Genomic DNA, 26809 nt, shown 5'->3' with positions numbered 1-26809 from the left:
TGTATCAGAAAAAACTATACTTGTGAACACAAGCTAGAGTGAGCATCACTAAAGATTGAGCACAATATCGTGCTTAATGAAAAAGCATCAAATAGTAAACCAAAGTAGAGTAATTTTACCTTAAATTTGAAAAATAGCTCGATTTTTAGATAGTTTTATTAAAAAAGAAAGTTTTCTAAAGATTAAGATGTTGCTAATATTGTAAGCCTTTATGGTAGGCAATTTCATTGTGTTTTTTCATTCGTTTGATTAATATATCTTTCAATTTTTCTGAAATTTTTTGATAGCCTTTAGTGTTAAAAACGTTTGTAGTTTCATGAGGGTCTTTGTCTAAATCAAACAAGGTAGGAGTGTATTGCTTGTGTAAAATTAATTTGTATTTTTTATTTACCAAAGCAACCCAAGAATTAGAAGCTGATGAAACGTGAATGTAATTAGGTCGATTAACATGTGCTTCTTTGGATAAAAAATCAGAAGCATTGTTGTCTCCGTCAAACGCAACGGATGTTTGTATATTCATAATACCTAACATCGTGGGAACAAAATCTACGTTGTTTTGAACGGTTTCTATAATTTTTTGAGCTTTAATTTTTTTAGGATATCGTATTACAAAAGGTACTTTCATAGCAGCATCATAAGGTACACTTTTGTTCATTCTACCATGTTCGTAAAACATATCACCATGGTCTGAGGTAAAAATTAAAATGGTATTGTCAGAAATTTGTAGTTTATCTAAGGTTTTTAGAATGTCTCCTATTCGATCATCAATGTGTTTAACCATTCCAAAATATTGTTTCAGCTTTTGCGGTTTAAATCCTTCATGGCTTACATCGTTTTTTTTATTGTTTGCCCATTCAGGTCGGTTTTTAATACTTGTGGCACTCATGGTTTCAGGGGCTTGTAAGTCTAGATGATTGTACAAAGAATTGTAGGGCGGTTTTGCATAATCTGGAGTGTGAGGATCTGGAATAGAAACCATAACAAAAAAAGGTTGTTGATGATCTCTGTTGATGATTTCTATGGTTTTGTCTACAAAAAAATCGGTTGCATGTACGATATTGCTTTTATCAGCTGCAGATTCGTATTTTTTATCGTTCATAGCACCAATTACTTTACCATTTTTCATCATAAAGTATGGGTTATGGCCTTTATTCATCATAAATTCGTTATCCAAAAAACCACCTTTGTAGGTTTCTGTAAACTTGTATTTTTTTCTTTCATCTCCTAAATGCCATTTGCCTACGTAGGATGTTGCGTACCCATTTTCGCTTAAAATATGTGCAATGGTTTTTGTATTTTTTTTAATAGGAAGTTCATTTTTGGTAACTCCATGATGTTGTCTATACAAACCAGAAATTAAGGAACCTCTAGAGGGAGCACATACAGGAGAAGTAACATAATAATTCATACAAATAGCTCCTTGTTTGGCAATCTTATCAATATTGGTAGTTTTAACTCCTAGACCTTTTCCCCATACATAGGCTTCATTTTCAGGTAAGTTATCTCTGTAGCAACTTAAGGTTCTAAAATTGTGTTCGTCTGTATGAATAATAACCAAATTTGGCTTTTGTGCATAAGAAATTAAGGTTGTTAACAAAAAGAAACCTAGGGAATATAGTTTTTTCATCTGCATAATTTTACTGAATAAAGATTTGTTTTTTAGTAGTATATAGTTGTGTAGACAATCATTAAAGTGATGTATGATTGTCCAAAGCAAATTATAGTAATTCAAAAAAAAGGGTGTGTTTTGTGATGCTTTTTTTGTCTTTATTCATACATTTTGTTACCAAATATTGATTTTCAAATAACAAAAAAAGATTTTATTCTAGTGCTTAAATTCAGAGCCACATTCTTTGCATTTGCTTAATGTTTTGTAGTAAGGTGGATAAATAAAAAGCAGAAAAGAAAGGAGCATAGCAAACAAAGCTTTTATACTTTTGATGGATTTAAAATGGGCATAAATATTTTCTGACCCACAGTTTGGACAGCGAATAGCCTGATTGTGATCGTTTGTTAACGACGTGTTTTCTATTTCACTTATAATAGTTTTAGCTTTTTTAACATCATGTTCTTCAACCTTTAATTTAATTCCGCCAAGAGTTACGTTGTACAGTGGATTTAGACTCACCATGTTTTCATCATGAATAAAGCATTTGATTCCATCATTCTCTAAACGAGATTTTAGAATATGGGCTTCAAAATAATTTTCAAAAACTTGAATTGTAATTAATTTCATATAGCAGTTTTTTATTGAGCCTCTAAGATAAGAGATGTATTATGAACTCAGTTTATATTCAAAACCTTCTTTATCTAAGTAGCCAAAAAGTTCAGCATTTAGATTTAGTTTATAAGTTCTGGATGGCATTTCTATATCAATTTTGTGTTTTTGCGACACGATATTAAATCCAACTACTTGCTTGGCATCTTTGGCACTATAACCGCTTAACAACATTTCTAGTTGTGCTACACGTTCTTTTTTAATTTCGTTAAGAGTAAGTTTAAAAGTAATTTTTTTACATTTTTTTTCCAAAACATCAGACAGCAACATAAAATCAGAAAATTTAACTCTAGGTTCTCCTTCGGTACCATTTTGTTGCATCCATCCTTTTTGAATTACACCACTAATATGTAAAAATGAGTTAGGAACCAGTAAGTGTCTAAATCGCATATAATCTTCTCCAAACAAACGAAATTCATGAGAGTCCGTGTAGTCTTCCATGGTAAAAGCTCCCCATCCATTTCCATTTTTAGCAATTCTATGTTGTGCATCTGTTAAAATTCCTGCAAAAGAGAATTTTTTACCAACATATTTTTTTAAATCTTCTTTAAATAAGTTGATTTTATCACTGGTAAATTTCATTTCATTTTTAAAATCATCTAAAGGATGTGCTGAAATGTAGATTCCTATCACTTCTTTCTCTTTAGACAAAGTTTCCATAGTACCCCAAGTGTCACAGGCAGGAATAATAGGTTCTGGTAGTTGAATATCAGAAGCTTCTCCAAATAAAGAAACCTGAGAAGAGTTAAGACTTTGTTGATAAGCATTTCCAAATTTCATGGCACGTTCTAAAAAAGTAATTCCTTTTTCGTCTGTAGCAAAAAATTGGGCTCGGTGCACACCTTCAAAAGAGTCAAATCCCCCAGCTAGAGCCAAACCTTCAAAAGCTTTTTTGTTACAGGTTCTTAAATCTACACGTTTGGCAACATCAAAAATAGAAGTATAGGGACCATTTTCTTTACGTTCGGCAACAATAGAGTCAACAGCAATTCCTCCAACCCCTTTAATAGCAGCCATACCAAAACGTACAGCTCCTTGGTCGTTTACAGAGAATTTTGCATAAGATTCGTTAACATCTGGACCTAGAACTTCTAAGCCCATACGCTTACATTCTTCCATAAAAAACGTAACTTGTTTTATGTCGTTCATGTTATTAGACAGAACAGCAGCCATATATTCGGCAGGGTAGTGGGCTTTTAAGTAAGCTGTTTGAAATGCCACCCAAGCATAACAAGTAGAGTGAGATTTGTTAAAGGCATAAGAAGCAAAAGCTTCCCAGTCTTTCCAAATTTTTTCTAGTTTTTTGGCATCATGACCTTTTTCAGAAGCCTGTTTTATAAACAAAGGCTTCATTTTTTCTAGTACGGCCATTTGTTTTTTACCCATGGCTTTACGTAAGGTATCTGCCTGACCTTTGGTAAAATCTGCCAATAGCTGAGACAGCAACATTACTTGCTCTTGATAAACGGTAATTCCGTATGTCTCGGCCAAATATTTTTCCATAATAGGCAAATCGTACACAATTTCTTCACGTCCGTGTTTACGATCAATAAAGTTTGGTATATATTCCAAAGGCCCTGGTCGGTACAAAGCGTTCATTGCAATCAAATCGGCAAAAACAGTAGGTTTTAGCTCGCGCATGTACTTTTGCATTCCAGGAGATTCGTACTGAAAAATTCCTACGGTTTCACCTTTTTGAAACAGTTCGTAGGTTTTTTGATCGTCAATAGGAAAAGATTCAGGATCTAGTTCAACCCCATGTCTAGCCTTTACAATTTCGCAAGTATGTTTAATTAGGGTTAGTGTTTTTAACCCCAAAAAATCCATTTTTAACAACCCTGCACTTTCTACTACAGAGTTGTCAAATTGTGTAACATACATGTCGGAATCTTTGGCAATTGACACTGGAACAAATTTGGTAATATCGTCTGGTGTAATGATAACCCCACAAGCATGAATTCCCGTATTTCGTACCGAACCTTCTAATATACGGGCTTTATTAATGGTTTCGGAAATAGGAGTGTCTTCATCTGCCAAGCGGATCAATTCCTGAATCATTTCTTTTTCTTCAGAACGTAAACCATCTCTTTTTCCTTTGCTTTTAGGATCGTCTCCCCAAATATTTTTTAGTTTAATTCCAGGAATTAGTTTGGCAATTTGATCGGCTTCAAACAAAGGCAGGTCTAACACTCTTGCGGTGTCTCTAATAGACGATTTGGCTGCCATGGTACCATAAGTAATAATTTGTGCTACTTGGTTGGCTCCATATTTATCAATAACATAATCTATAACACGCCCACGACCTTCGTCATCAAAATCGATATCAATATCGGGCATGGAAATACGTTCGGGGTTTAAGAAACGCTCAAACAGCAAATCGTACTGAATAGGGTCTATGTTGGTAATTCCCAAACAGTATGCAGCAGCCGATCCTGCAGCCGATCCACGACCAGGCCCTACGGAAACGCCCATGTTTCTAGCTGCTCGTATAAAATCTTCTACAATCAAAAAGTAACCTGGATATCCTGTGTTTGCAATTACTCCTAGCTCTAAATCTAAACGTTCTCTAATAGAGTCTGTAATTTCTTCATATCGTTCTTCAGCACCTTTGTACACTAAATGACGTAAAAAGTTGTTTTCGCCTCGTTTTCCTCCATCCTCTAAATCTTTGTCATCTCGGAATTGTTCAGGAATATCAAAAGCAGGTAATAATACATCACGAGCCAAGGTAAACGGAGTGATTTTAGCTACCAAATGCTGAATGTTTATAATGGCTTGAGGCACATCTGCAAACAGTTCTTTCATCTCATCTGTAGACTTAAAATAATACTGGTCGTTGGGCAATCCGTAACGGTATCCACGACCTCTACCGATGGGAGTTGCTTGTTTTTCTCCGTCTTTTACACAGAGTAAAATATCATGAGCATTTGCTTCTTCTTGTTTTAAATAATAGGTGTTGTTGGTAGCAACTACTTTTATATGGTGTTTTTTAGAAAAATTTAGCAATACTTTGTTTACAACATTTTCGTCCTCCTGACCATGTCGCATCAATTCTATATACAAGTCATCTTGAAACTGTTCTTTCCACCAAAGCAGGGCTTCTTCGGCTTGATTCTCTCCAACATTCAATATTTTACTTGCTACTTCACCTGTTAAGCTACCTGTTAGAACAATAATGTCTTCTTTATATTGTTCTACCACTTTTTTGCTGATACGAGGCACATAGTAAAAACCTTCTACATAAGCAATGGAAGACATTTTTGCTAAATTATGGTAGCCTTTTTTATTTTTGGCTAAAAATACAACCTGATACCCATTGTCTTTTACGTTTTTGTTTAGGTGATCTTCACATACGTTTAGTTCGCAACCAACAATAGGAATAAGATCTTTTTGACTAAATTCTTCTCCATTTTCTTCAGCTGCTTTTCTTTTGGCTTGAATGCCTTTATTGTATCCATCAACCGCATTGGTAAAATGAAAAGCAGCCATCATATTTCCGATATCTGTCATGGCTACCGCAGACATATTATCATTCCCAGCAGCGTTAACAAGGTTACCTATTTCTATGGTAGACTGTAAAATTGAGTATTGAGTGTGATTGTGTAAATGGGCAAAACTTACATTTTTTAGTCGTTCTAATCCTTCTTTAACACTAATTCCCTTTCCTTTTGCACCTTCTTGTTGGGCTTGTCTTTTTCGGATTTTTTTACTTTCCTGTTTTAGGTTTAAGTGTTTTAATCCGATAATTTGAATAGGGCTTGGGTTTACTTTTTTAAACTCTGTAAAGTAAGTTGGGGGAACATCTAACTGCTCTGAAGTAAAATGTTCTCTTCTGATAAGTTCAAAGAAACATCGAGTGGTTGCTTCTACATCGGCAGTTGCGTTGTGAGCTTCTCCAAAACCAACACCAAATAAATAATGGTGTAACTCGGTAAGAGTTGGGAGTTTGAATTTTCCTCCTCTACCTCCAGGAATCTGGCACAGATTAGCTGTGTATTCAGTACAAGTATCTAAAATTCCCAATTTGTTTTTGTCTTCTTCAGACAAATCATCAAAAGTCCAAGTATCTTCTTTATTTTTTTTAGTCGCAAAATTATAGGATTCTAAATCCAATTCATGGTACTGAAGTGTTTTATAATTAGGAGTCATTCCCATTCGGTAAAATTCTGCTCCCATTATGTTCACATCAAAGCCAACATTTTGCCCCACTATAAATTTAGTTTTGGTCAGTACTTTGTTAAAACGATCCAATCCTTCTTGTAAAGCAATCCCTTGTTCTTGAGCTAGTTCGGTAGATATACCATGAACTTTTTCAGAATCGAAAGGAATATTAAAACCATCGGGCTGAATCATAAAGTTATCATGCTCTAGTACCTGACCCATTTCATCATGCAACTGCCATGCGATTTGTATACATCTTGGCCAATTGTCTGTATCTGTCATAGGAGCTTTGTAGCTCTTGGGTAAACCTGTGGTTTCTGTATCAAAAATTAAGTACATGCTTTTGTTTTTGGGAAGCTTAAAAGTACAAAATATCTCTAGATTTTTAGAAATACATTTTCATGTCAGCGACTGATTTTATCAACAAAAAAAGCACCTAGATAACTAGGTGCTTTTGGAGTTTAAAGAACTAAAAATTAAGCTTGTTCTGTTTCTTTCAATTCTTCACGTATTTCTTTAGCCTTTTGTTTGGCTGCTTCGTTTCTTTCAATTTTGTGTTCTGGTCTAGTCCATTTAGGATTTTCTCCTTGTGCTTGGTATGCAGAGTCTTGTGCTTCTACCGTTTTGGGCTGTACTTTTTTGGTAAATGGCTTCATTGGAATAAGTCCTAACTTGTCAAACAGTTTCATGTCTTCGTTTACGTCTGGGTTAGGTGTGGTTAATAGCTTATCTCCAGCAAAAATAGAATTTGCTCCAGCAAAGAAACAAAAAGCTTGTCCTTCCTGAGACATTTGTGTTCTACCAGCAGACAAACGTACTTGAGTTTCAGGCAATACAATACGGGTCGTTGCAACCATGCGTACCATGTCCCAAATCTCTACAGGTTTTTGGTCTTCTAACGGAGTTCCTTCTACAGCAACTAATGCGTTGATTGGGGTAGACTCTGGCTGTGGATTTAGAGTTGATAAAGCAACAAGCATTCCTGCTCGGTCTTCTATAGATTCTCCCATTCCAATAATTCCACCAGAACAAACTGTTACATTGGTTTTGCGTACATTGTCAATAGTATCTAAACGATCTTGAAAACCGCGTGTAGAGATGACTTCTTTGTAATATTCTTCAGAAGAATCTAAGTTGTGATTATAAGCATACAAACCAGCTTCGGCCAAGCGTTTGGCTTGGTTTTCTGTAACCATTCCCAACGTACAACATACTTCCATGTCCAATTTGTTAATGGTTCTCACCATTTCAAGCACTTCGTCAAATTCTTCACCATCTTTAACATTTCTCCAAGAGGCTCCCATACATACTCTAGATGAACCAGAAGCTTTGGCTCTTAATGCCTGTGCTTTAACTTGGTTTACAGACATTAAGTCGTTTCCTTCAATATCGGTATGATAACGTGCTGCTTGTGGGCAATAACCACAGTCTTCAGAACAGCCTCCTGTTTTAATAGATAATAAGGTTGATACTTGTACTTCGTTAGGATTGTGGTGTAACCTATGAATGCTAGCGGCTTCGTACAAAAGCTCCATCAAAGGTTTGTTATATATTTCTAAAATTTCTTCTTTCGTCCAATCGTGTCTTACTTCACTCATAAGTTTCCATTTTTGATTCGGTAAAAATACTAAATTTTGTTACTATTCAACTTCAATCCCTCGTAAAACAATACTAACGGCATTTCCTCCAAAACCAACAGCGTTTACCAGTATGTTATTAATTTGTTTAGGAGCTTTGTTATCAGTTAAATACGGTACGTTAATAAACTGTTTTTTTTGCAACATTAGCAAAGCCAATTCCATGCTCAAACAACCCGATGTTCCCAAAGTGTGGCCTATTTTCCATTTGTTGTTTGTTAACGCTGGGATTTTATCACCAAAAACTTTTTGAATGGCTTTATATTCTGAGCTATCTCCTTTAATGGTACCTGGAGCATGCATTACTATAGCATCTATAGGGGCACTTATTTCTTTCAAAGCCATTTTCATAGAGCTTTGAAAACATTCTGCATCGTTGGTTATAGAGATGTTGTGTTTTAATTTTTCTGTTGCATAGCCTATACCATCAATATAAGCTAATGCGTTTTTTGATGTTCCTTTTTCCAAACAAAATACTGCAGCTCCCTCTCCTAAACACATTGTGTTCTGTGTTTTGTTTAGGTCCATAGCTTTGGTTGGGTAGGTGTCTTTGTTTTTGGTGTATATTTTAATGGCTTGCATTTGTGCCATCGTAAAATCGGTATTAGGTGCTTCGGTTGCCCCAACTAAAAATTGATTAGACATTCCAGAACGTATCCATGCAATACCATTTAACAAAGCGTGTAATCCTGTAGAGCAAGTAATGGAATGAGAAATTGTTGGTCCTTGTGTTTGTAAGTCGTCTGCTACCCAGGTGGATAAATTTCCTAATGTGGTGGTAGGAGAAGTAAGCGGATGTGTTTTTTGATATTTCTGTTGTACAAAATCTTGATAATAATTTTCAAATAATTCTGTAGCACCTCTTGAAGACCCTATATTAATTCCAAAAGTACCTTTGTTCCAACCCGCATGAGCAATTGCTTTTCTACTTACATAGATTGCCATCAAAACGGATTTGTCTAAATTGGCATATTTGGTATTGGATGTTTTGATAAAGTTTAGCTCTTCTTCTAATGTTTTTGGTAAAGCTCCAATCCATCCTGCTACTTTTTTAAATTCTTTGTAAGTTAAAAAGTGTTTGGAACTTAAATAATTTTCCCATATGGTTTCGGGGTTTGTTCCTAAGGGAGAAATACTAGCATATCCAGTAATTGAAATCAATTCCATGTGATAAAATTTGTGCGAAGATAGCAAGTAATTTAAGATTCCTAGTAACTTTACCTAATAGATATTAAAATGACTATTGATGAAATTAGTAAAAACAAAACAGTTACAAGAAATAGGAACAAGTCATGATGAGACCATTAAAAAGAAAGTTTTTATTGGTAAAGATGAAATTCCACAGTTAATGATGTTTGGTTCGGCTGTTTTCTTACCTGGACAAAAAGTAGAGGCTCACGTTCATGCTACTATGTATGAGGTTTTTTACATACAGAAAGGAAGAATTGATTTTGTGATTGATGACAAAAAAATAACGGTAAGCGAAGGAGATTGTATTACTGTAGAAGCAGGAGAAGTACACTCTCAACACAATAATTACAATCAAGAAGTGTCGTGGATTTATTTTGGAATTGCTACTGATTAAAAAAAGAGTTGGAAACTTCCAACTCTTTTTTAATTCTGTTTGTATTTTTTGTTTAGTGGCTTTCACCAACTTTACTTGCAGCACATCTAAAACCAATGTAATTGGTTGCCATATATTCTTCTAAGAATCTGCGTTGTCCTGGATCTAACCAAAACTCACGATCTTTCCAAGATCCTCCTTTGTACACTCTAGAGTAGTTTGTGATTAAAGTAGTTCTAGGTTTTTTATCGTACACATATACCAATTCACCAGTTTCTTCGTTAATAATAGGCTTTTCTATAATAGGAGAGTTGTACATTCTTTTAGCTCTCTCTGGGTCTTGCATGTTAAAGTCTCTACTAGAGGCTAAATCACCATCGTTAAAATCTCTATTGTCAGCTTTTTGATAACTTACATTTAAGTAGGTGTCATTATTAGTAACAGGCACTTTAATAATTTGACCAGGAAGTACAGAAGGTACAATTTTACCGTTAGGCAAGGTGTCGTATTTTACATCATCGTAGTCTGCAACAATAGCTTTGCCTGTTTCATCAAGTTTTGGTTTGGTAAATACGTTTCCTCTAGTATAGTTAAAGTCATTATAATCCGTGTCAATTTCAGGTCTGTATATATCATTTACCCATTCTGCTACATTTCCAGCCATATCGTACAATCCAAAAGCATTAGGCGGGAATGTTTTGATAGGAGTTGTGATATCACCATAGTCTGAAGGCCATCCTGCAATACCACTGTAATTTCCTCTAGATTCTTTAAAGTTAGCATGTTGTAGGTAATATTTGCTTTTTTTATTTCTAGTAGTTTGACTAGCCCACGGGTACTTTTTTCTACCACGAATAGAGTTGTATAATGTGTTTTCAAAGTCTGCTCTTGCTGCATATTCCCACTCAGCCTCTGTAGGCAAACGGAATCTTAAAAAAGGAGAAAACTCATCAATATTTAATTTAAACGTTTTGTTGGTTGCTTCATTTGAAGTTGAATCTAGGACAACATCATCAGCTTGGGTAACATATTCTGTGTATATGGCTTTGTTTCCTCCATATAGTAAGTTAGGATCCGTTTCAAAAACTTCTACATCAAAATGGTTTCTTCCTTCTGTTGTGATTTCAGAATTATCAAACAAAGGGTTTAACCAACCTTTTTCAATCATTCCTTTTTCAGCAACACGGTTTGTTCTCCATGTACAATAGTCATTTGCTTGTCTCCAGCTAACTCCTACAACTGGATAGTCTTGAAATGAAGGGTGTCTTAAGTAGGTTTCGGTTAATTTTCCATCACTTCTTAGTGGGTTTCTCCAAACATTTTCATCAGGCAAAGCAGATGCATATATATGTTTGTATTTTGGGTTTTCTGGTGGAAATACTTTTTTTAGCCAGTCTAAGTATATTAAATATTCTTTGTTAGAAGTCTCGGTTTTGTCAATGTAAAAGCTAGAGACTTGCTTAGTTCTTGGTTCGTTATTATTTTCCATCATTACATCCTGTTGTACTTTTCCCATTACAAAAGTACCACCAGGTATAAAAGCCATAGATTTTGGGGTTTCTGTTTCTTCGGCAGCAGATAAAGGAGCCAATCCTCCATTTTCTGGAGCACTATGATTGGTGCCAGTATTTTCCGAAATACGTTCAACTGTTTTTGGTTTTTTGCTAAAAAGTTGAAGTTTATCACAACTCGATAACAGAGTCAATACTGTTGTAGAAAATAGTATTGGTTTTAGAAACTTCTTCATAAGAATTATTGAATCATTGTTTTGTTAACTTCGTGCAAGATATTATATAATACTTAATTATACAATCTAAATTCAAGTACAAAGTCTAAATTATTATATTCGTGCAATAATAACAGCAATAATGAAGTTTTTACATATTTTTCTAGCTCTTTTTTTTTCGATGATTGTTTTAGGTCAGGAAAAAAAAACATTTACTGTAACACTTGGTTTAATAACAGAGCCCATCACTAAGAAAGTTGTATTTGCAGGACAAAATATTCATATAGATCCCAATGGAACTCCCTTGTATACAAAGCAGTGGACTGGTTCTTTAGATTCCGAGGTGTCTTATCAACTAAAAAATATAAAGGAGCAAGTTTTGTCTGGTTCGGAATTAAGTCTTTTAGACGTAAGCAATTTGCCAACAAGGGTAACATCTATCTTTAATACCGTAAAAGAAGGTGCAAAATCTTTTATACGTTTACAGTTGTATCCTATTTATAAAAAAGAAGATGGAAGCATTGTAAAAATAACCCGTTTTGATTTGAGTTACAACTCTTCAGAAACAGTTAGAGCAAATAATGTTCAGCAAATAACGCAGATTAAAGAAGTAAAAAATTCTGTTTTAAATTCAGGAACTTGGTATAAAATAGCCGTTGATAAGACAGGCGTGTTTAAAGTTGATGCTAATTTTTTAAGGTCTTTAGGAGTAAACATCAATCAAATAAACCCTAAAAATATTCGAATTTTTGGACATGGTGGAAATATGCTTCCAGAGCTCTTAACTAAAAGTAGACCTAATGGGTTGCAAGAAAACGCAATCTATGTTAAAGGAGAAAGTGATGGTCGTTTTGATAATGATGATTACATTCTTTTTTATGGTAAAGGAACTGTTTCATGGACATTAAATTCTAAAACAAACATTCAGCACAAACAAAACCCATATGCTACAAGAGGTTATTATTATATCAATTTTGATACAGGTCAAAACGGAAAAAGAATAAGCAACGCAACTTCCATAAGTTCACTAGCTACCAACACCATTACGTCTTACACAGATTACAGAGTTCATGAAAAAGAATTGTACAATTATGTAAAAACAGGAAGAAAATGGTATGGCGAAGATTTTTCTGTTAATAACTTACAAACTTTTGCTTTTGATGTAGGTGATATTGATCTAAGCACCCCAGCCCAAGTAAGTGTGAATTTTAGTTCAAGTTCTTCTGTAAATACGGATTGTACCGTTGCATATAGAGAGGCAGAAACTGCTGCAGGAAGCGATTTGTTTACAATTTCTTTGGGAACCACTTCTAAAGACATTAAATATAGAGAGTCTTTAAGAGTACAAACTTTTTTACCAACAGCACCCCATCAATTTTTTATTGATGTTTTGTGGAATAATAACGGAGATTTATCAGCTAAAGGAAGGTTAGATTATATAAAAGTAATTGTAGATAGGTTACTAGTTGCCAATGGGAACCAGTTTGATTTTGTTAATTTTTTATCCGCAAGCAATGGAAGTATATTAGAATATAAAATAAACAATGCCCATCAAGTAGATTTTGTTTGGGATGTGACTGATTCCTATAACGTAAAAAACATGTTAGATTTAAACAATTCTGATACGCAGTTTACGTTTAAAGAAGCAACCGATGGAGAGTTAAATCAATACCAGGTAGTTCGTTTAGAAGATGCTTATCTTCCTATTAATATAGGAGCAGAAACTGTTGTGGAAAATCAAAACTTACACGCAGAAACAGATATTCAGTATATCATATTAACCCACCCTGTTTTTAGTGCTCAAGCAGAAAGATTGGCCAATTATCACCGAGAAAATACCCAGGTTGATGGAAACCCAATAAATGTAAAAGTGGTAAATCTACAAAAAGTATACAATGAGTTTGGTTCGGGAATCGCAGATGTAACAGCAATTAGAGATTATCTAAAGTATGTATACGATAATGCAAGTACTTCCTCAAAAAAATTAAAGTATGTTTGCCTGTTTGGTGATGCTACTTTTGATTATAGGGGGATTACCTATAGCAACAAAAATAATGTACCAACATACATGTCTAATGTAAGTTCTAACTTAATTTCATCTTACAACTCTGATGATTATTATGCTCTATTAGATGCTACTGATGATATGATTGATAATGATGAGCTATCTATTTCTGGGAAAATGGAGATTACAACTGGTAGAATTCCAGTAGGAACCTCTATAAAAGCAAAACAGTATGTAGATAAACTTCTTAATTATTATTCTACCAATTCCTTCGGAGCATGGCGAAGTAAGGTTACTTTGTTAGCAGATGATGGGCAAGAAGGAGAACATCAGCTTTTGACAAACTACTTAGAAAATTCAGCTAAAAAAACAGAAAGTCTCAATAAAAATATAAACATTACAAAATTATATGCCGATGCTTTTGAAGAAGAATTGAGTGCAGGTGGGGGGCAATACCCTCAAATAGTAAAACGTTTAGACGAGGCTTTTAATATAGGTTCTGTAGTAATTAATTACTTTGGACACGGAAACACATCGACATTAGCAGAAGAAAATTTTTTAGACATATCAAAAATTCGTAGCTATAGAAACTTAAACAACCTTCCTTTGTTTATAACTGTAACGTGTGATTTTTCAAGATTTGATGATCCAACATTTCTTTCTGCTGGAGAAGAGTTGATGGAAAGTAATTATGGAGGGGCAGTAGCAATGATTACCACAACCCGACAAATATATATATCTGCAGGAAACAGTGTAAATAGTAGCTTAACAGACTATTTGTATAGTTTTGATGGTAAGAAAAGAACGGCTGCAGAAGCACTTAAAGATGCTAAAAATGATTTGATTATAGATGGTGAGCAATTTGTGTTTTTTTTAGGAGATCCTGCTATGCCTATTAGCATTCCAGAACAAGGAATAAAAATACAAGCCATTAAAAAATATGTGATAGATGAGGAAGCAGAAAAAGAGACTTTGGTGAATATAACGGAGCTAAATGGATTGTCTAAAATTAGAGTAGAAGGGGCTGTTGTTCAAAAAGATAGTGTGTTGGTAAATGGAGTTTACAGCAGACCTACATTATCAGATTTTAACGGAAACCTTTCGGTAGTTTTGTACGATAAGGAAATAGAAAGAAAAACCATGTTAAATGAAGTAAGGAATAGTGGAGGTTCTGTAAACGAAAATGATATTTTAGCCTTTAAATCGTTAGAAAACAAAGTATTTGTAGGGAGTGCAACCATCAATAACGGACAATTTTCTTTTGATATGATGTTGCCTAAAGATGTAAGTTCTATTCCCGAAAATGCTAAATTTAGCTTTTATGCATCCTCTAAAAACAACGATAAAATAGGAAGCGATTTTTCTTACAAAGTAGGAGGAGTTGATCCTGATGCAAAAGAAGACAATACAGCACCATTAATTAACTTGTTTTTGGATGATGAGTCTTTTGTTAATGGAGCAAATACCAGTTCTACTCCAATTTTATTGGCTAAATTATCTGATGAAAGCGGAATCAATACTTCGCTTAATTCTTTAGGCCATAGTATTTCTCTGATTATAGATGATGAGTTGACCAACCCCATCACTTTAAATGAATATTACACTACAGAAAAAGATGATTTTACCAAGGGAATTGTAACTTACCAAATGCCAGAGCTAGAAGAAGGAGACCATACATTAACACTAAAAGTTTGGGATTCACATAACAATTCGGCTACACAAACGTTGGACTTTTACGTTCAGTCCGATTTAAAATTTAAAATAGATAGAGTACTAAACTACCCTAATCCATTTATCAATCACACAGAATTTTGGTTTGAAAACAACAGAAAAAATGAACCTTTAGAAATTACGGTTCAGGTTTATACCGTTTCGGGTAAATTAATAAAAACCATCCGAGCAACAGACAACAATACCAATCCAATTATAAAAGCTGCTACTTGGGATGGAAAAGACGACTACGGAAACAAACTAGGGAAAGGGGTATATTTGTACAGAATAAAAGTAAAAGAAATTATTTCGGGACAATCCGATGAAAAAATACAAAAATTAGTATTATTGTAATACTTAAAGAAATTTATAAAAAACTATGAGATTTAAAGTAAAGTCATTTTTACTGTTAACCTTTTTAGGGGTTCAGTTACATGCTCAAGAAAATAATTCAATCACAACGGTTGCTCCCTTTTTAAATATTGTAACAGATGCAAGAGCAGCTGCCATGGGTGATGTAGGAGTTGCAACATCAGCAGACGGGAACTCAATTTTTCACAATGCTTCAAAAATGGTATTTCATAAAAGTGAGGGAAGTTTGGCATTAAACTACACACCTTGGTTAAGGCAATTAACAGACGATATTTATATAGCAAACCTAACTTATCAACAAAGAATTGATGAGCGTAGTGCTTTTGGAGGGGGGATTAAGTATTTTGATTATGGGACTATAGAAGTTACACAAGAAGGATCTGAAAGCACTTCTGACGCTCAACCATACGAATTTGCAATAGATGCAGCTTATGCATTAAAACTTAGTGAAAATTACTCTATGTCTGTTGCCTTAAGATATACCAGAGCAGATTTAAGTATTACAGGAACAAACATTACCGATATAGAACCTACCAATGGTTTTGCAGTAGACATTTCAGGTTATTACCAATCTAACGAAATGGCTTTTGACCAGTTTAATGGTGTTGTTAGAGGAGGGTTTAGTATTAGTAATTTAGGACCTAAAGTAGAAGTTGTATCAAGAGAAGAGTTCTTGCCAACCAACTTAAAATTAGGAGGAGGTTTTGACTTTATTTTTGACGATTATAACCAAATAGGACTAACCTTAGAGTTTACAAAATTATTAGTGCCTTCTGTAGGAGGTGAAGATGAAAACTTTATTTCAGGAGCTTTAAAATCTTTTGGAGATGCAGAAGAAGGGTTTAGTGAAGAATTACAAGAAGTAACTTTAGGTTTTGGTGCAGAATATTTATATAACAATGCTTTTGCTTTTAGAGCAGGTTATTTTAAAGAAAATGAAAACAAAGGAAATAGAAACTTTTTAACTTTTGGAGCAGGATTCAAAGCCAGTGCATTCAAAGTTGATTTATCTTACTTGTTAAGTAATGCATCCGTAAATAATCCTTTGGATAGAACCTTAAGAATTTCTTTTACATTTGATTTTGGAGACTCTTACGAGTTTTAATAGAAATATAACTACATTTGAGGCGGTGTTTTTTTAGACACCGTTTTTTTTATAAACAATTCTATGTACAAAAACATTCTAATTACAGGAACAGGAAGTGCAATTCCAGAAAAAGTGATTAAAAATAAAGATTTTGGCGAACAAGTTTTCTATAATGAAGATGGAAGTTTGTTCGAGAAAGAAAATGAAGAAATTATAGAAAAATTTCAGGCAATTACCGGAATAGAAGAACGTAGGTATGCAGAAGATCACATAAATACTTCGGATTTGGCAGCAATGGCTTCAGAAAAAGCTATTGCCAATGCAAATGTAGATAAGGAAGAATTAGATTTAATTATTGTAGCTCATAATTTTGGTGATGTTAAAAAAGGAAGTATTCAAGGAGATATGTTACCAAGCATTGCCTCTAGGGTAAAGAATAAATTAAAAATTAACAATCCTAATTGTGTTGCTTACGATCTGCTATTTGGATGCCCAGGATGGGTACAAGGAATGATTCAGGCCAAGCAAGCAATCAAAGCAGGAGAGGCTAAAAAAGCTTTGGTAATAGGAGCCGATACATTGTCTAGGGTAGTAGACCCGCACGATAGAGATAGTATGATTTTTTCTGACGGAGCTGGAGCTACCGTTTTAGAACTAGTAAAAGAAGAAAAAGAGCGTGGAGTTTTAAGTACTGCATCGCAAACCTATGCCACTGATGAGGCCATGTATTTGTATTCTGGACCTAGCTACAAAAAAGAGAGAAATCAAGAAGTAAACTACATTAAGATGTTAGGGCGAAAAATTTACGAATTTGCACTTAACAATGTACCAGCAGCAATCAAAGCAGCAATGGACAAAAGAGGTATTGAAATAGAAGATGTGTCCAAAGTATTTTTACACCAAGCCAATGAAAAAATGGACGAGGCAATTGTAAAAAGATTGTATAGATTGTACAGAAAACCTGTAAAGGAAGATGTAATGCCTATGTCTATTCAAAAACTAGGAAACAACTCTGTAGCTACTGTACCTATCTTGTATGATTTGGTGCTAAACAATCAGTTAGACACTCATACTGTTTCTAAAAATGATATTGTTGTTTTTGCTTCTGTAGGAGCAGGGATGAATATCAATGCTATTACTTATAAAATTTAAGAGTTCACTTTTAACCTTGGGTTGGCAGTCGTAGCTTGGTTGCTGTATAATTGCTGTTTGTATTTATGATAAGCTGTAATTGCAATCATAGCAGCATTGTCTGTGGTGTATTCAAATTTAGGAATATACGTTTGCCAACCCCAGTGTTTATTTGCTTGTTGCAAACGTTTTCTTATCTCGGAATTGGCAGATACTCCCCCAGCAATAGCAATGCGTTGTATGTTGGTAGCTTTTACAGCTTTTTTAATCTTATCCATTAAAATATCGGCAATGGTTTGTTGCACACTAGCACAAATATCCTCTAGGTTTTCGGCTATAAAATTGGGGTTTTCTTTTACTTCTTTTTGTATAAAATATAGGATGGCTGTTTTTAATCCGCTAAAACTAAAGTGGTGTTCTTTTACTTTCGGTTTAGAAAACTGAAACCTGGCTTTTCCTTTTTGAGCATAAGTATCTACCAATGGACCACCTGGGTATGGCAATCCCAAAATTTTTGCTGTTTTGTCATAAGCTTCACCTACGGCATCGTCTATAGTTTCTCCTAAAACTTCCATAGAAAAATAATCATTTACTTTTACTATTTGCGTATGTCCTCCACTGATGGTTAAACACAAAAAAGGAAAGTTAGGTTTGTGATCGTTGGCATCATCAATAAAATGAGCTAAAATATGTGCCTGCATATGATTAATGGCTAGCAAAGGAATATTTAAGGCCAAAGCCATAGACTTTGCAAAAGAAGCCCCAACTAATAAAGACCCCATTAAACCAGGGCCTTGTGTAAATGCAATAGCGCTTAACTGTTCTTTTTTTATGGCTGCTTTCTCCAAAGCAACTTGTACCACAGGAACAATATTTTGTTGATGTGCTCTTGAGGCCAATTCTGGAACAACACCACCGTATTGTGAGTGAATTTCTTGATTGGCAACAATATTTGATAGTATTTTTTCGTTACAAATTACAGCTGCACTGGTGTCGTCACAAGAGGATTCTATAGCAAGGATGTAGGTGTTGTGAGGCATAATTGTAGTATATTTGTCTATTTTAAAGCTGCAAATTTAGACTTTATAAAAGCAATAATAAAAATACTCGTCCGATTTTTACTAGCGACACTAATTTTATTGGTGTTGATGGCTATTTCTTTGCAGTTTGGAAAAGTACAATCGGTTATTGCCAATAGAGCTTTAGAGGTAATTAACAAACAGTACAACGTATCTATACAATTAGCTTCGCTAAAAATAAATCCTTTTGGAAAGTTTAAAATTAACAATGTGTTGATACAGGATCATCATCAAGATACGTTAATTTATGCAGAACATCTTAAAGGAAATTTGTTGGATTTAGAAGAAATAAGTCACAACAAATTATCGTTTAAAAATGTAATTGTACAAAACGTTTGGCTTAACGATTTTAAATATCCAGATGAGCCAGAAACCAATTTAACTGTATTTTCTAAAAGTTTTAAATCTAATAAAAAATCAAAAAATCCTCTAGAATTAAGTTTTAAAAATGTAACAACAAAAAGGTTAAGGTACAGCCATACAAGAGATCAAAAATTGGTGGTTGATTATTACGATATTGGTGGAGATTTGAAAAAAATATGGATTCAAGGCCCTAATGTTACCATTCATACAGACTCGCTTAATTTTAAGGATATTTACGGAATTCATTACAAAAAACTGGCTACAGAATTTGTGTATACCCTAAAAGAAATGCGTTTTGATCATACACACATTATTACAGATCATTCTTTTGTTTTGGGCGATGTGGTATTTAGTGCAGGCACAAATGGATATGCTAATTTTGTAGAAAAAGTAATTGCAAAAGGTAGTTTTTACGATAGCGAAGTAAGTTTGGTAGATATTAATAAAGTATATCCTTATATAGAAGGCACAGATGTTTTTCAGCTAAAAACAGAAGTCAATGGACCTTTAAACGACCTTTATTTAACCAAAACAGAACTTATTGATAAAGACAATACAACCTTTTTAATTGGAGATTTTACCCTAAAAAATAGCATTAACAATAGAGACGATTTTTGGTTTCAAGGAAAGGGAGCTAGTTTAGAAGTATTGACCCAAAAGTTAACTGATTTTGTCCCCAATTTGTATCATAACAGTTTGCCTAAAGATATTTTAGGAATTGAACAATGGAACTACTCTGGAGATTTTTTTGTGTCGAAAAGTAAATTAGTGGTAAATGGTGAAACCGTAACCGATTTAGGAAAAGTAACTGTAGATGGTTTTGTAAAAGATTTAAACAAAACTCAAAAAAAAATAGATCTTAAAATTCTACAGGGCTTTGTGTTAGAAAATGATTTTATCAAAGAATTAAAGAGGGTTTCCTTTAATGGAAAGTTGTCTGGAGTGTACGAAAAAAACAATGTGGATTTAAAAACAGATTTAAAACTAAAGTCAATTTTTTTAAAGAAAAACAAGATTCACAACTCCAATCTAAAAGTTCACTTTGTCAATCATCATATACAGTCTAGTTTTCAAATAAGAGACTCTTTACTAAATTTAAATGCATCTTTAGACTATTATTTGCAAAAGCAAAAAAAACAGTACAACTTAGAATTTCAAATTCAGAAAGCAAAACTGTCAGAGTTGTTTCCAGATTACATCAATTATCAAAAAAATATAGTTGCCAACGGACAGTTGAAAGTAGAACATTATAAAGATAGTTTGATTTCTTTGGGAGAAATTAAGAATTTAAGAATAGATACCCCTTCGGAATCTTTAAAGTTAAACGAAGTAGATTTATCTTTACTGTCTAAACCCAAAGAAAAAGAAATTCAGTTAACATCAAAAGACTTGTTGAGTTTAGGAGTAAAGGGAGATTTTCAGTTTTCAGATTTTGAAAAGTTGGTTGCCAACGCTTTGTATAAGTTTATTCCTGGTTCCAAGATTCGATCAAACATAAAACAGCAAACACTTACTTTTGATTTAGATGTATATCCAAAATTTATAAAATCTCTTACAGATAAAGTAACATTAAAAGACAACTTGGTGGTATCTGGGGTGTTAGATGCTCAGGGAGATAAAGGAGTGATTAATGCTAGTGTGGCCTCTTTTTCCTCAAAAAATATAGAGGTGGATAGCTTAAATGTGGTGTTAGATAATTCCAATCAATGGATCAACTCAAACATTTCTGTTCAAAAATTTAAATTTAAAAAACAGTTGTACCAAAACTTATCCCTATTGGGAAAAAAAGTAAACGATACCCTTTTTGTACGTTCTAATTTTAATTCTGATAAAATTGAAAATAGAGCTGTTTTTTATGTAACAGCTGCCGAAGATGCTATTTTTATGGGAATTGATAATGTATATTTAAAATATTTAAATTCCATTTGGGTAAACCAACAAGAAGCAGATAATAAGCTGTATTACAATTACAAAACAGGAGAATGGTATTTTTATGGAGTTTCTTTTGTGAACGATTATCAGGCTTTTGAATTTGATGGAAGTATTAAAAAAGATAAGTCTAAGAATCTAAGATTATTGTTAAAAAACATCAATTTACAAGAAATTTTACCCATAGTAGATAGCCTAAAAATTGAAGGTGTTGCAAGTGGACGGGTGTTGATTAATGAAAGAAATAGACTGTTAAAACCTAATGGAGATTTGTATGTAAACAATTTTAAAATCAATGGTGTTGATTATGGAAACCTAGCAGCAAGTCTAAAACCCAATCAAAAGGATTTAAGTTACAACGTAGATTTTAAAATTTTTGAAAAAAATCAGCAAAACATCAATGCAAAAGGAGTTGTAGATGTAAACAAAGACAATTTTGCCAAATCTAAAATAGAATTAGATGTAATGCTAAACGAGCTTAAGTTAAATTCACTAAGTCCTTTGGGTAGAAATGTCTTATCTAGTATTAGAGGAGAAGCAGAAGGAAATTTTAAAGTTAAAGGAACGTTGGATGATTTTAATTCTTACGGTAAAATTCAGCTAAAAAATGCAGGGTTAAAATTCCCCTACTTAAACATAGATTACAATTTTACAGGTACAACTGATGTAGCATTGAAAGGAAAAAGCTTTGTGTTTCAAAACATAAAGTTACAAGATCAGGTATACGGTACTCACGGTACGCTAACAGGTAAAATTAATTACGATAAGTATAGAAATTGGTATTTAGATTTGGTAATCGATTCTAAAAATTTAGTAGTACTGAATACCAATCAATCCGAAGATTCTAAATATTATGGAACAGCATTTATGAAAGGAAATGCCACCATAAAAGGACTTACTTCCGATTTGTTGGTAAATGTTGTAGGAACCACATTGCCAAATACAACTTTTATTTTGCCTATTAGTGATGTAAAACAAGCCGAAAACAATCAGTTTATATTCTATAAAAAAAGCAAAAATAAAAGTAAAGATCAGAATGAACTTGTTGCCAATCAGGGAGGGGTAAGTGTGAACTTAAACATAGAGGTTACCAAAGATGCTTTCGGAGAAATAGTTATCGATCAAACATCTGGTAGTTCTTTGCAGGCCAGAGCAGACGGTAGGCTGTTGTTAGAAATAGACCCCAATTTTAATATAGACATGTATGGTGATTTGGTGGTTGATGAGGGGATGTACATTTTTAAGTACGGTGGAATTATTAACAAACCTTTTACTGTAAAAAGAGGAGGAACAGTATCATGGAGTGGGGATCCGTTTAAAGCAGATTTAAACATAGAAGCAATTCACAATGTAAAAGCAAACCCAAAGGTGTTGTTAGAAAACTTATCAGTTAACAGAAAGATAGATGTGGATTTGATTACCAAAGTTACTGGAGAGCTGTTTAATTCTCAGCAAGAATTTTTTATAGAAATTCCCAATGCCAGTTCTACCGTAGTTTCAGAACTAGACTTTGTGCTAAACAATGACGAAAACTCCAAAATGCGACAATTTTTCTCTTTACTAGCTTCTAAAACATTTTATGATGAAAACAATGTAAGCAGTACCTCTACCATGTTGTCTAACACTACATCAGAGTTAATTGCCAATGCGGTTACCGAAATATTTAACAACTCGGATAGCAAACTACAGGTTAATTTTGGGTATACAAGTGGACAAGTGTCTGACGTAGAAAATTTTGATATTGACAACCAAATAGATATTGGACTTGCAACAGAAATTAACGAACGCATTCTAATCAATGGAAAACTTGGAGTACCTGTAGGAACAAGAACTCAATCTGCTGTGATAGGAGAAGTTAAAATAGAGTTTTTATTAAACAAAGACGGAACGCTAAGGTCTTCGGTGTTTAACAGGCAAAATGAAATTCAATACTCCGAAGAGGAGCAGGGATATACACAAGGAGTTGGGTTGAATTATCAAATTGACTTTAATAACTTTTCGGAAATGTTAGAGAAAATTGGTGTGCGAAGAAAAAAGAAAAAGAAAAATAAGACCGAAAAAGAGCTAAACCAAGAAATTGAAGATAATTTAATATATGTCTTGCCTATGTTTCCATAAAAAAGCTAATTTTAACAAAAATTAAAATAAAACTTTATGGATAAATATACTTTAGTCGTATTGGCTGCAGGAATGGGAAGTAGATATGGAGGGTTAAAGCAAATGGATACGATGTCTGAGGAAGGAGATACCATTATAGACTTTTCTTTATACGATGCAATAGATGCAGGATTTCAAAAAGTAGTATTTATAGTTAGAGAAGAATTTATAGATCAATTTAAACAACAATTTGACCATAAATTGCAAGACAAAGTTGAAGTAGAGTACGTTTGTCAAGAATTAGATAAAATTCCATCTGGCTACCCAGTGCATCCCGATAGAAAAAAACCATGGGGAACAGGACATGCAGTTTTAGTAGCTAAAGAGGTAATTAACGAGAATTTTATTGTAATAAACGGAGACGACTTTTACAGTAGAGAAGCCTTTGAAACCATTTTGGTAGCACTAAAAGAACTAGATAAAAACTCTTATGATATGTGTATGGTTGGTTTTAATTTAGCCAAAACCATATCAGAAAACGGATATGTTTCTAGAGGAGAATGTTATGTAAACGAGAATAATGAGCTAACCGATATAATAGAAAGAACGCACATAGAAAAAGTAAACGGAACCATTTACCGTAAAGACGACAAAGGAAACCTAATAGCCATGGATGAAGATACTACGGTGTCTATGAATTTTTGGGGATTTACACCTAAATTTTTAGAGCAGTTAGAAAAAGATTTTGTTGGTTTTATGTCAGAAAGATCTCAAGAATTAAAAAGCGAGTTCTTTATGCCTACCGTTGTAAACAATATTATACAAGAAAACAAAGGAGTAGTAAAAGTCCTAAAGTCCGATGCCAAGTGGTACGGAGTTACATACGCAGAAGACAAACCTGTAGTAACCAGTGCTATTGCAAAAATGAAAGAAAATAAGATGTATCCAAAACATTTGTGGCAATAAAAAGTTCTTAAAATTGCCCACTTAAAAAGGATTGATTATAGAGCATTATTGCAAGTATAGATTTAAGAAACACTCTATATCGTTTTCGTATTTTGGAAGGAGGATTGCTATTCTGAGTTTTAAATATGATTAATTTTATACATTATAAAAAGTAAATATGAGTGCAAAAGTGACTAAAGTAGCTGTAATGACTTCTGGAGGAGATTCTCCGGGAATGAATGCAGCAGTAAGAGCTGTTGTAAGAGCTTCTATATACAACAATATTGAATGTATGGGAATCCTTAGAGGATACCAAGGATTGATAGAAAATGATTTAATTCCCCTAGATTCCAGAAGTGTAAGAAATACAATAAGTAGAGGAGGTACTTTTTTACAATCTGCTAGATCTAAGGAGTTTAGAACCCCAGAAGGAAGAGCAAAAGCCTATGAAAATTTTAAAGCAAACGGACTGGATGCTTTGGTAGTTATTGGAGGTGATGGTTCTTTTACAGGAGCGATGGTTTTTAATGAAGAGTATGGTATTCCTGTTATTGGAATTCCTGGAACAATTGACAACGATATTTACGGAACTCAATTTACCTTAGGATACGATACCGCTCTAAATACAGTTGTAGAAGCAATTGATAAAATTAGAGATACTGCATCATCTCATAACCGTTTGTTCTTTGTAGAGGTAATGGGTAGAGATGCTGGATTTATAGCGTTAAACGCTGGTATTGGAGCAGGTGCCGAAGAGATTTTAATTCCAGAAGAAGATATGGGAATTGAAAGAATGGTTGAGTCTCTTAATAGATCAAAAATCAACGGAAAAACTTCAAGTATAGTTGTTGTGGCAGAAGGAGAAAGGTCTGGTAAAAGTGTGTTTGAATTGGCAGACTATGTAGAAGAAAACATGCCAGAATATGACGTACGTGTTTCTGTTCTTGGACACATGCAAAGAGGTGGTTCTCCCTCTTGTTTCGACAGAGTTTTAGCGGGTCGTTTAGGTGTAAAAGCTGTGGATTTGTTAGTAGAAGGTAAATCAAATCTAATGGTAGGAATCAACAACAACAAAATTACAGCTACAGAATTAGAAAAAGCAGTTAAGTTACACCACGATATCAACACCAACTTATTAAGAGTGGCTGATATTTTAAGTACTTAATTCATCAATAAAAAATAGAGTTAATAATAAATATTATATAATCAATTATCATGGTAAAAATCGGAATTAACGGGTTTGGAAGAATTGGTAGATTAGCTTTTAGAGCTGCTGCTAAAAGAGAAAATGTACAAGTTGTAGGTATCAACGATTTATTAGACGTTGACTATTTAGCTTACATGTTAAAATATGATTCAGTACACGGAGAATACGACGGTACTATTGAAGTAAAAGACGGAAAATTAGTAGTAGACGGAAATGAAATTAGAGTAACTGCAGAACGTAACCCAGCTGACTTAAAGTGGGGAGAAATTGAAGCAGAATACGTAATTGAATCTACAGGTTTCTTCTTAACTAAAGAAGCTGCTAAAGGACACGTAGATGCAGGAGCTAAAAGAGTTGTAATGTCTGCTCCATCTAAAGATGATACTCCAATGTTTGTAATGGGAGTAAACCATACAGAATATACTGCAGATATGCAATTTATGTCTAACGCATCTTGTACTACTAACTGTTTGTCTCCTATCGCTAAAGTATTAAACGATAACTGGGGAATTACAGAAGGATTAATGACAACTGTACACGCTACTACTGCTACTCAAAAAACAGTAGATGGACCTTCTGCTAAAGACTGGAGAGGTGGACGTGCTGCATTGCATAACATCATCCCTTCTTCTACAGGTGCTGCAAAAGCTGTAGGAAAAGTAATTCCTGAATTGAACGGTAAATTAACAGGTATGGCTTTCCGTGTTCCTACTATGGATGTTTCTGTTGTTGATTTAACAGTAAAATTAGAGAAAGCTGCTACTTATGAAGAAATTTGTGCTAAAATGAAAGAAGAGTCTGAAGGGGCTTTGGCTGGAGTTTTAGGTTATACTGAAGAAATGGTAGTATCTCAAGATTTTGTAGGAGATGTTAGAACTTCTGTATTTGATGCAAAAGCAGGTATCGCATTAACGGATAACTTTGTAAAAGTTGTTTCTTGGTACGATAATGAAGCTGGATACTCTAACAAAGTAATCGATTTAATTGAATACACTGCTACTGTAAAGTAATTAATTGTATACAATATAGCTTAAAACCTGTTTCAAAGAAACAGGTTTTTTTATGTCATAAATGTTTCTAAAAAGGCTTTTCTGTACTGGTGTAGAATTGTAAAATAGACTATATTTATGTTTATAACTTAAAACTAAAAATGGAAATAGCAATCATAGCACACGATGGAAAAAAAGCTGATATGGTTCAGTTTTTAATGGAACACAAAGAATTGTTAAGAGATAAAGGGGTTCAATTAATATCTACTGGAACTACTGGAACCAAGGTAGAAGCAGCAAATTTACAAGTACATAAGTATTTATCTGGACCTTTAGGAGGAGATGCTCAAATTGCAGCAAGAGTAGCAGAAGGAAAAACAGGCATGGTTATTTTCTTTAGAGACCCGTTAGAAAAGCATCCACACGAGCCTGATATTTTTATGCTAATGCGTTTGTGCGATGTGTACAATGTACCTTTGGCAACAAACCCTGCAACCGCTACGTTGCTCATTCAATCTTTATAAAAAAA

General features: G+C 33.8%; 16 protein-coding genes. 9 read left to right on the top strand and 7 right to left on the bottom strand.

Annotated features, from left to right (window positions below):
• Positions 1-193 precede the first annotated feature (193 nt).
• The 5 genes from FS85_RS0108035 to FS85_RS0108015 all read right to left on the bottom strand — a co-directional run bounded on the left by FS85_RS0108035 (position 194) and on the right by FS85_RS0108015 (position 9243).
• Positions 194-1627 (bottom strand): sulfatase-like hydrolase/transferase, encoded by a 1434-nt coding sequence (locus FS85_RS0108035; protein WP_029489344.1) that lies wholly within the window; start codon positions 1625-1627, stop codon positions 194-196.
• A gap of 198 nt (positions 1628-1825) precedes the next feature.
• Positions 1826-2236, bottom strand: a complete 411-nt coding sequence (locus tag FS85_RS0108030; protein WP_010135657.1) for a putative signal transducing protein — start codon at positions 2234-2236, stop codon at positions 1826-1828.
• A gap of 39 nt (positions 2237-2275) precedes the next feature.
• Positions 2276-6778: a DNA polymerase III subunit alpha gene (gene dnaE, locus FS85_RS0108025; protein WP_010135656.1), complete on the bottom strand. Its 4503-nt coding sequence runs from the start codon at positions 6776-6778 to the stop codon at positions 2276-2278.
• Positions 6779-6915: 137 nt separating this feature from the next.
• Positions 6916-8037, bottom strand: coding sequence for a biotin synthase BioB (bioB, locus tag FS85_RS0108020; RefSeq protein ID WP_010135653.1), 1122 nt, complete (start codon positions 8035-8037; stop codon positions 6916-6918).
• Between the two features lie 42 nt (positions 8038-8079).
• A complete protein-coding gene (locus FS85_RS0108015) occupies positions 8080-9243 on the bottom strand; it encodes a beta-ketoacyl synthase N-terminal-like domain-containing protein (RefSeq protein WP_010135651.1) in 1164 nt (387 codons plus the stop codon).
• Positions 9244-9322: 79 nt separating this feature from the next.
• Here FS85_RS0108015 and FS85_RS0108010 point away from each other — a divergent pair, with 79 nt between their 5' ends.
• Positions 9323-9661 carry a cupin domain-containing protein gene (locus tag FS85_RS0108010; RefSeq protein ID WP_010135649.1) on the top strand — a complete coding sequence of 113 codons (339 nt, stop codon included), beginning with the start codon at positions 9323-9325 and terminating at the stop codon, positions 9659-9661.
• A gap of 52 nt (positions 9662-9713) precedes the next feature.
• On the opposite strand, the gene gldJ is transcribed toward FS85_RS0108010, so the two are convergent.
• Complete coding sequence (gene gldJ, locus FS85_RS0108005; protein ID WP_010135647.1) at positions 9714-11387, bottom strand: gliding motility lipoprotein GldJ; 1674 nt, start codon at positions 11385-11387, stop codon at positions 9714-9716.
• Between the two features lie 121 nt (positions 11388-11508).
• Between gldJ and porU the strand changes: the two genes are divergently transcribed.
• The 3 genes from porU (at position 11509) to FS85_RS0107990 (ending at position 17692) form a co-directional block, all read left to right on the top strand.
• Positions 11509-15435: a type IX secretion system sortase PorU gene (gene porU / locus FS85_RS15335; protein WP_010135645.1), complete on the top strand. Its 3927-nt coding sequence runs from the start codon at positions 11509-11511 to the stop codon at positions 15433-15435.
• Between the two features lie 25 nt (positions 15436-15460).
• Positions 15461-16558: a type IX secretion system outer membrane channel protein PorV gene (gene porV / locus FS85_RS0107995; protein WP_010135644.1), complete on the top strand. Its 1098-nt coding sequence runs from the start codon at positions 15461-15463 to the stop codon at positions 16556-16558.
• Between the two features lie 63 nt (positions 16559-16621).
• On the top strand, positions 16622-17692 hold the full coding sequence (locus FS85_RS0107990; RefSeq protein WP_010135643.1) for a 3-oxoacyl-ACP synthase III family protein: 1071 nt from the start codon (positions 16622-16624) through the stop codon (positions 17690-17692).
• On the opposite strand, the gene tsaD is transcribed toward FS85_RS0107990, so the two are convergent.
• Positions 17689-18711, bottom strand: coding sequence for a tRNA (adenosine(37)-N6)-threonylcarbamoyltransferase complex transferase subunit TsaD (gene tsaD / locus FS85_RS0107985; protein ID WP_010135642.1), 1023 nt, complete (start codon positions 18709-18711; stop codon positions 17689-17691). The two genes, FS85_RS0107990 and tsaD, sit on opposite strands and share 4 nt — an antisense overlap.
• Positions 18712-18819: 108 nt before the next feature.
• On the opposite strand from tsaD, the gene FS85_RS0107980 reads away from it, so the two are divergent.
• The 5 genes from FS85_RS0107980 (at position 18820) to FS85_RS0107960 (ending at position 26804) form a co-directional block, all read left to right on the top strand.
• On the top strand, positions 18820-23160 hold the full coding sequence (locus FS85_RS0107980) for a translocation/assembly module TamB domain-containing protein (RefSeq protein ID WP_010135641.1): 4341 nt from the start codon (positions 18820-18822) through the stop codon (positions 23158-23160).
• A gap of 36 nt (positions 23161-23196) precedes the next feature.
• Positions 23197-24105: a sugar phosphate nucleotidyltransferase gene (locus tag FS85_RS0107975; protein WP_010135640.1), complete on the top strand. Its 909-nt coding sequence runs from the start codon at positions 23197-23199 to the stop codon at positions 24103-24105.
• A gap of 157 nt (positions 24106-24262) precedes the next feature.
• Positions 24263-25249: a 6-phosphofructokinase gene (gene pfkA / locus FS85_RS0107970; RefSeq protein ID WP_010135639.1), complete on the top strand. Its 987-nt coding sequence runs from the start codon at positions 24263-24265 to the stop codon at positions 25247-25249.
• 50 nt (positions 25250-25299) lie between these two features.
• A complete protein-coding gene (gap, locus tag FS85_RS0107965) occupies positions 25300-26301 on the top strand; it encodes a type I glyceraldehyde-3-phosphate dehydrogenase (protein ID WP_010135637.1) in 1002 nt (333 codons plus the stop codon).
• A 140-nt stretch (positions 26302-26441) separates the two neighbouring features.
• On the top strand, positions 26442-26804 hold the full coding sequence (locus tag FS85_RS0107960; RefSeq protein ID WP_010135636.1) for a methylglyoxal synthase: 363 nt from the start codon (positions 26442-26444) through the stop codon (positions 26802-26804).
• Positions 26805-26809 lie beyond the last annotated feature (5 nt).

The sequence above is a fragment of the Ochrovirga pacifica genome, from assembly GCF_000220525.1.
Lineage (GTDB): Bacteria > Bacteroidota > Bacteroidia > Flavobacteriales > Flavobacteriaceae > Ochrovirga > Ochrovirga pacifica.
This window is presented reverse-complemented; position numbering and strand designations above follow the sequence as displayed.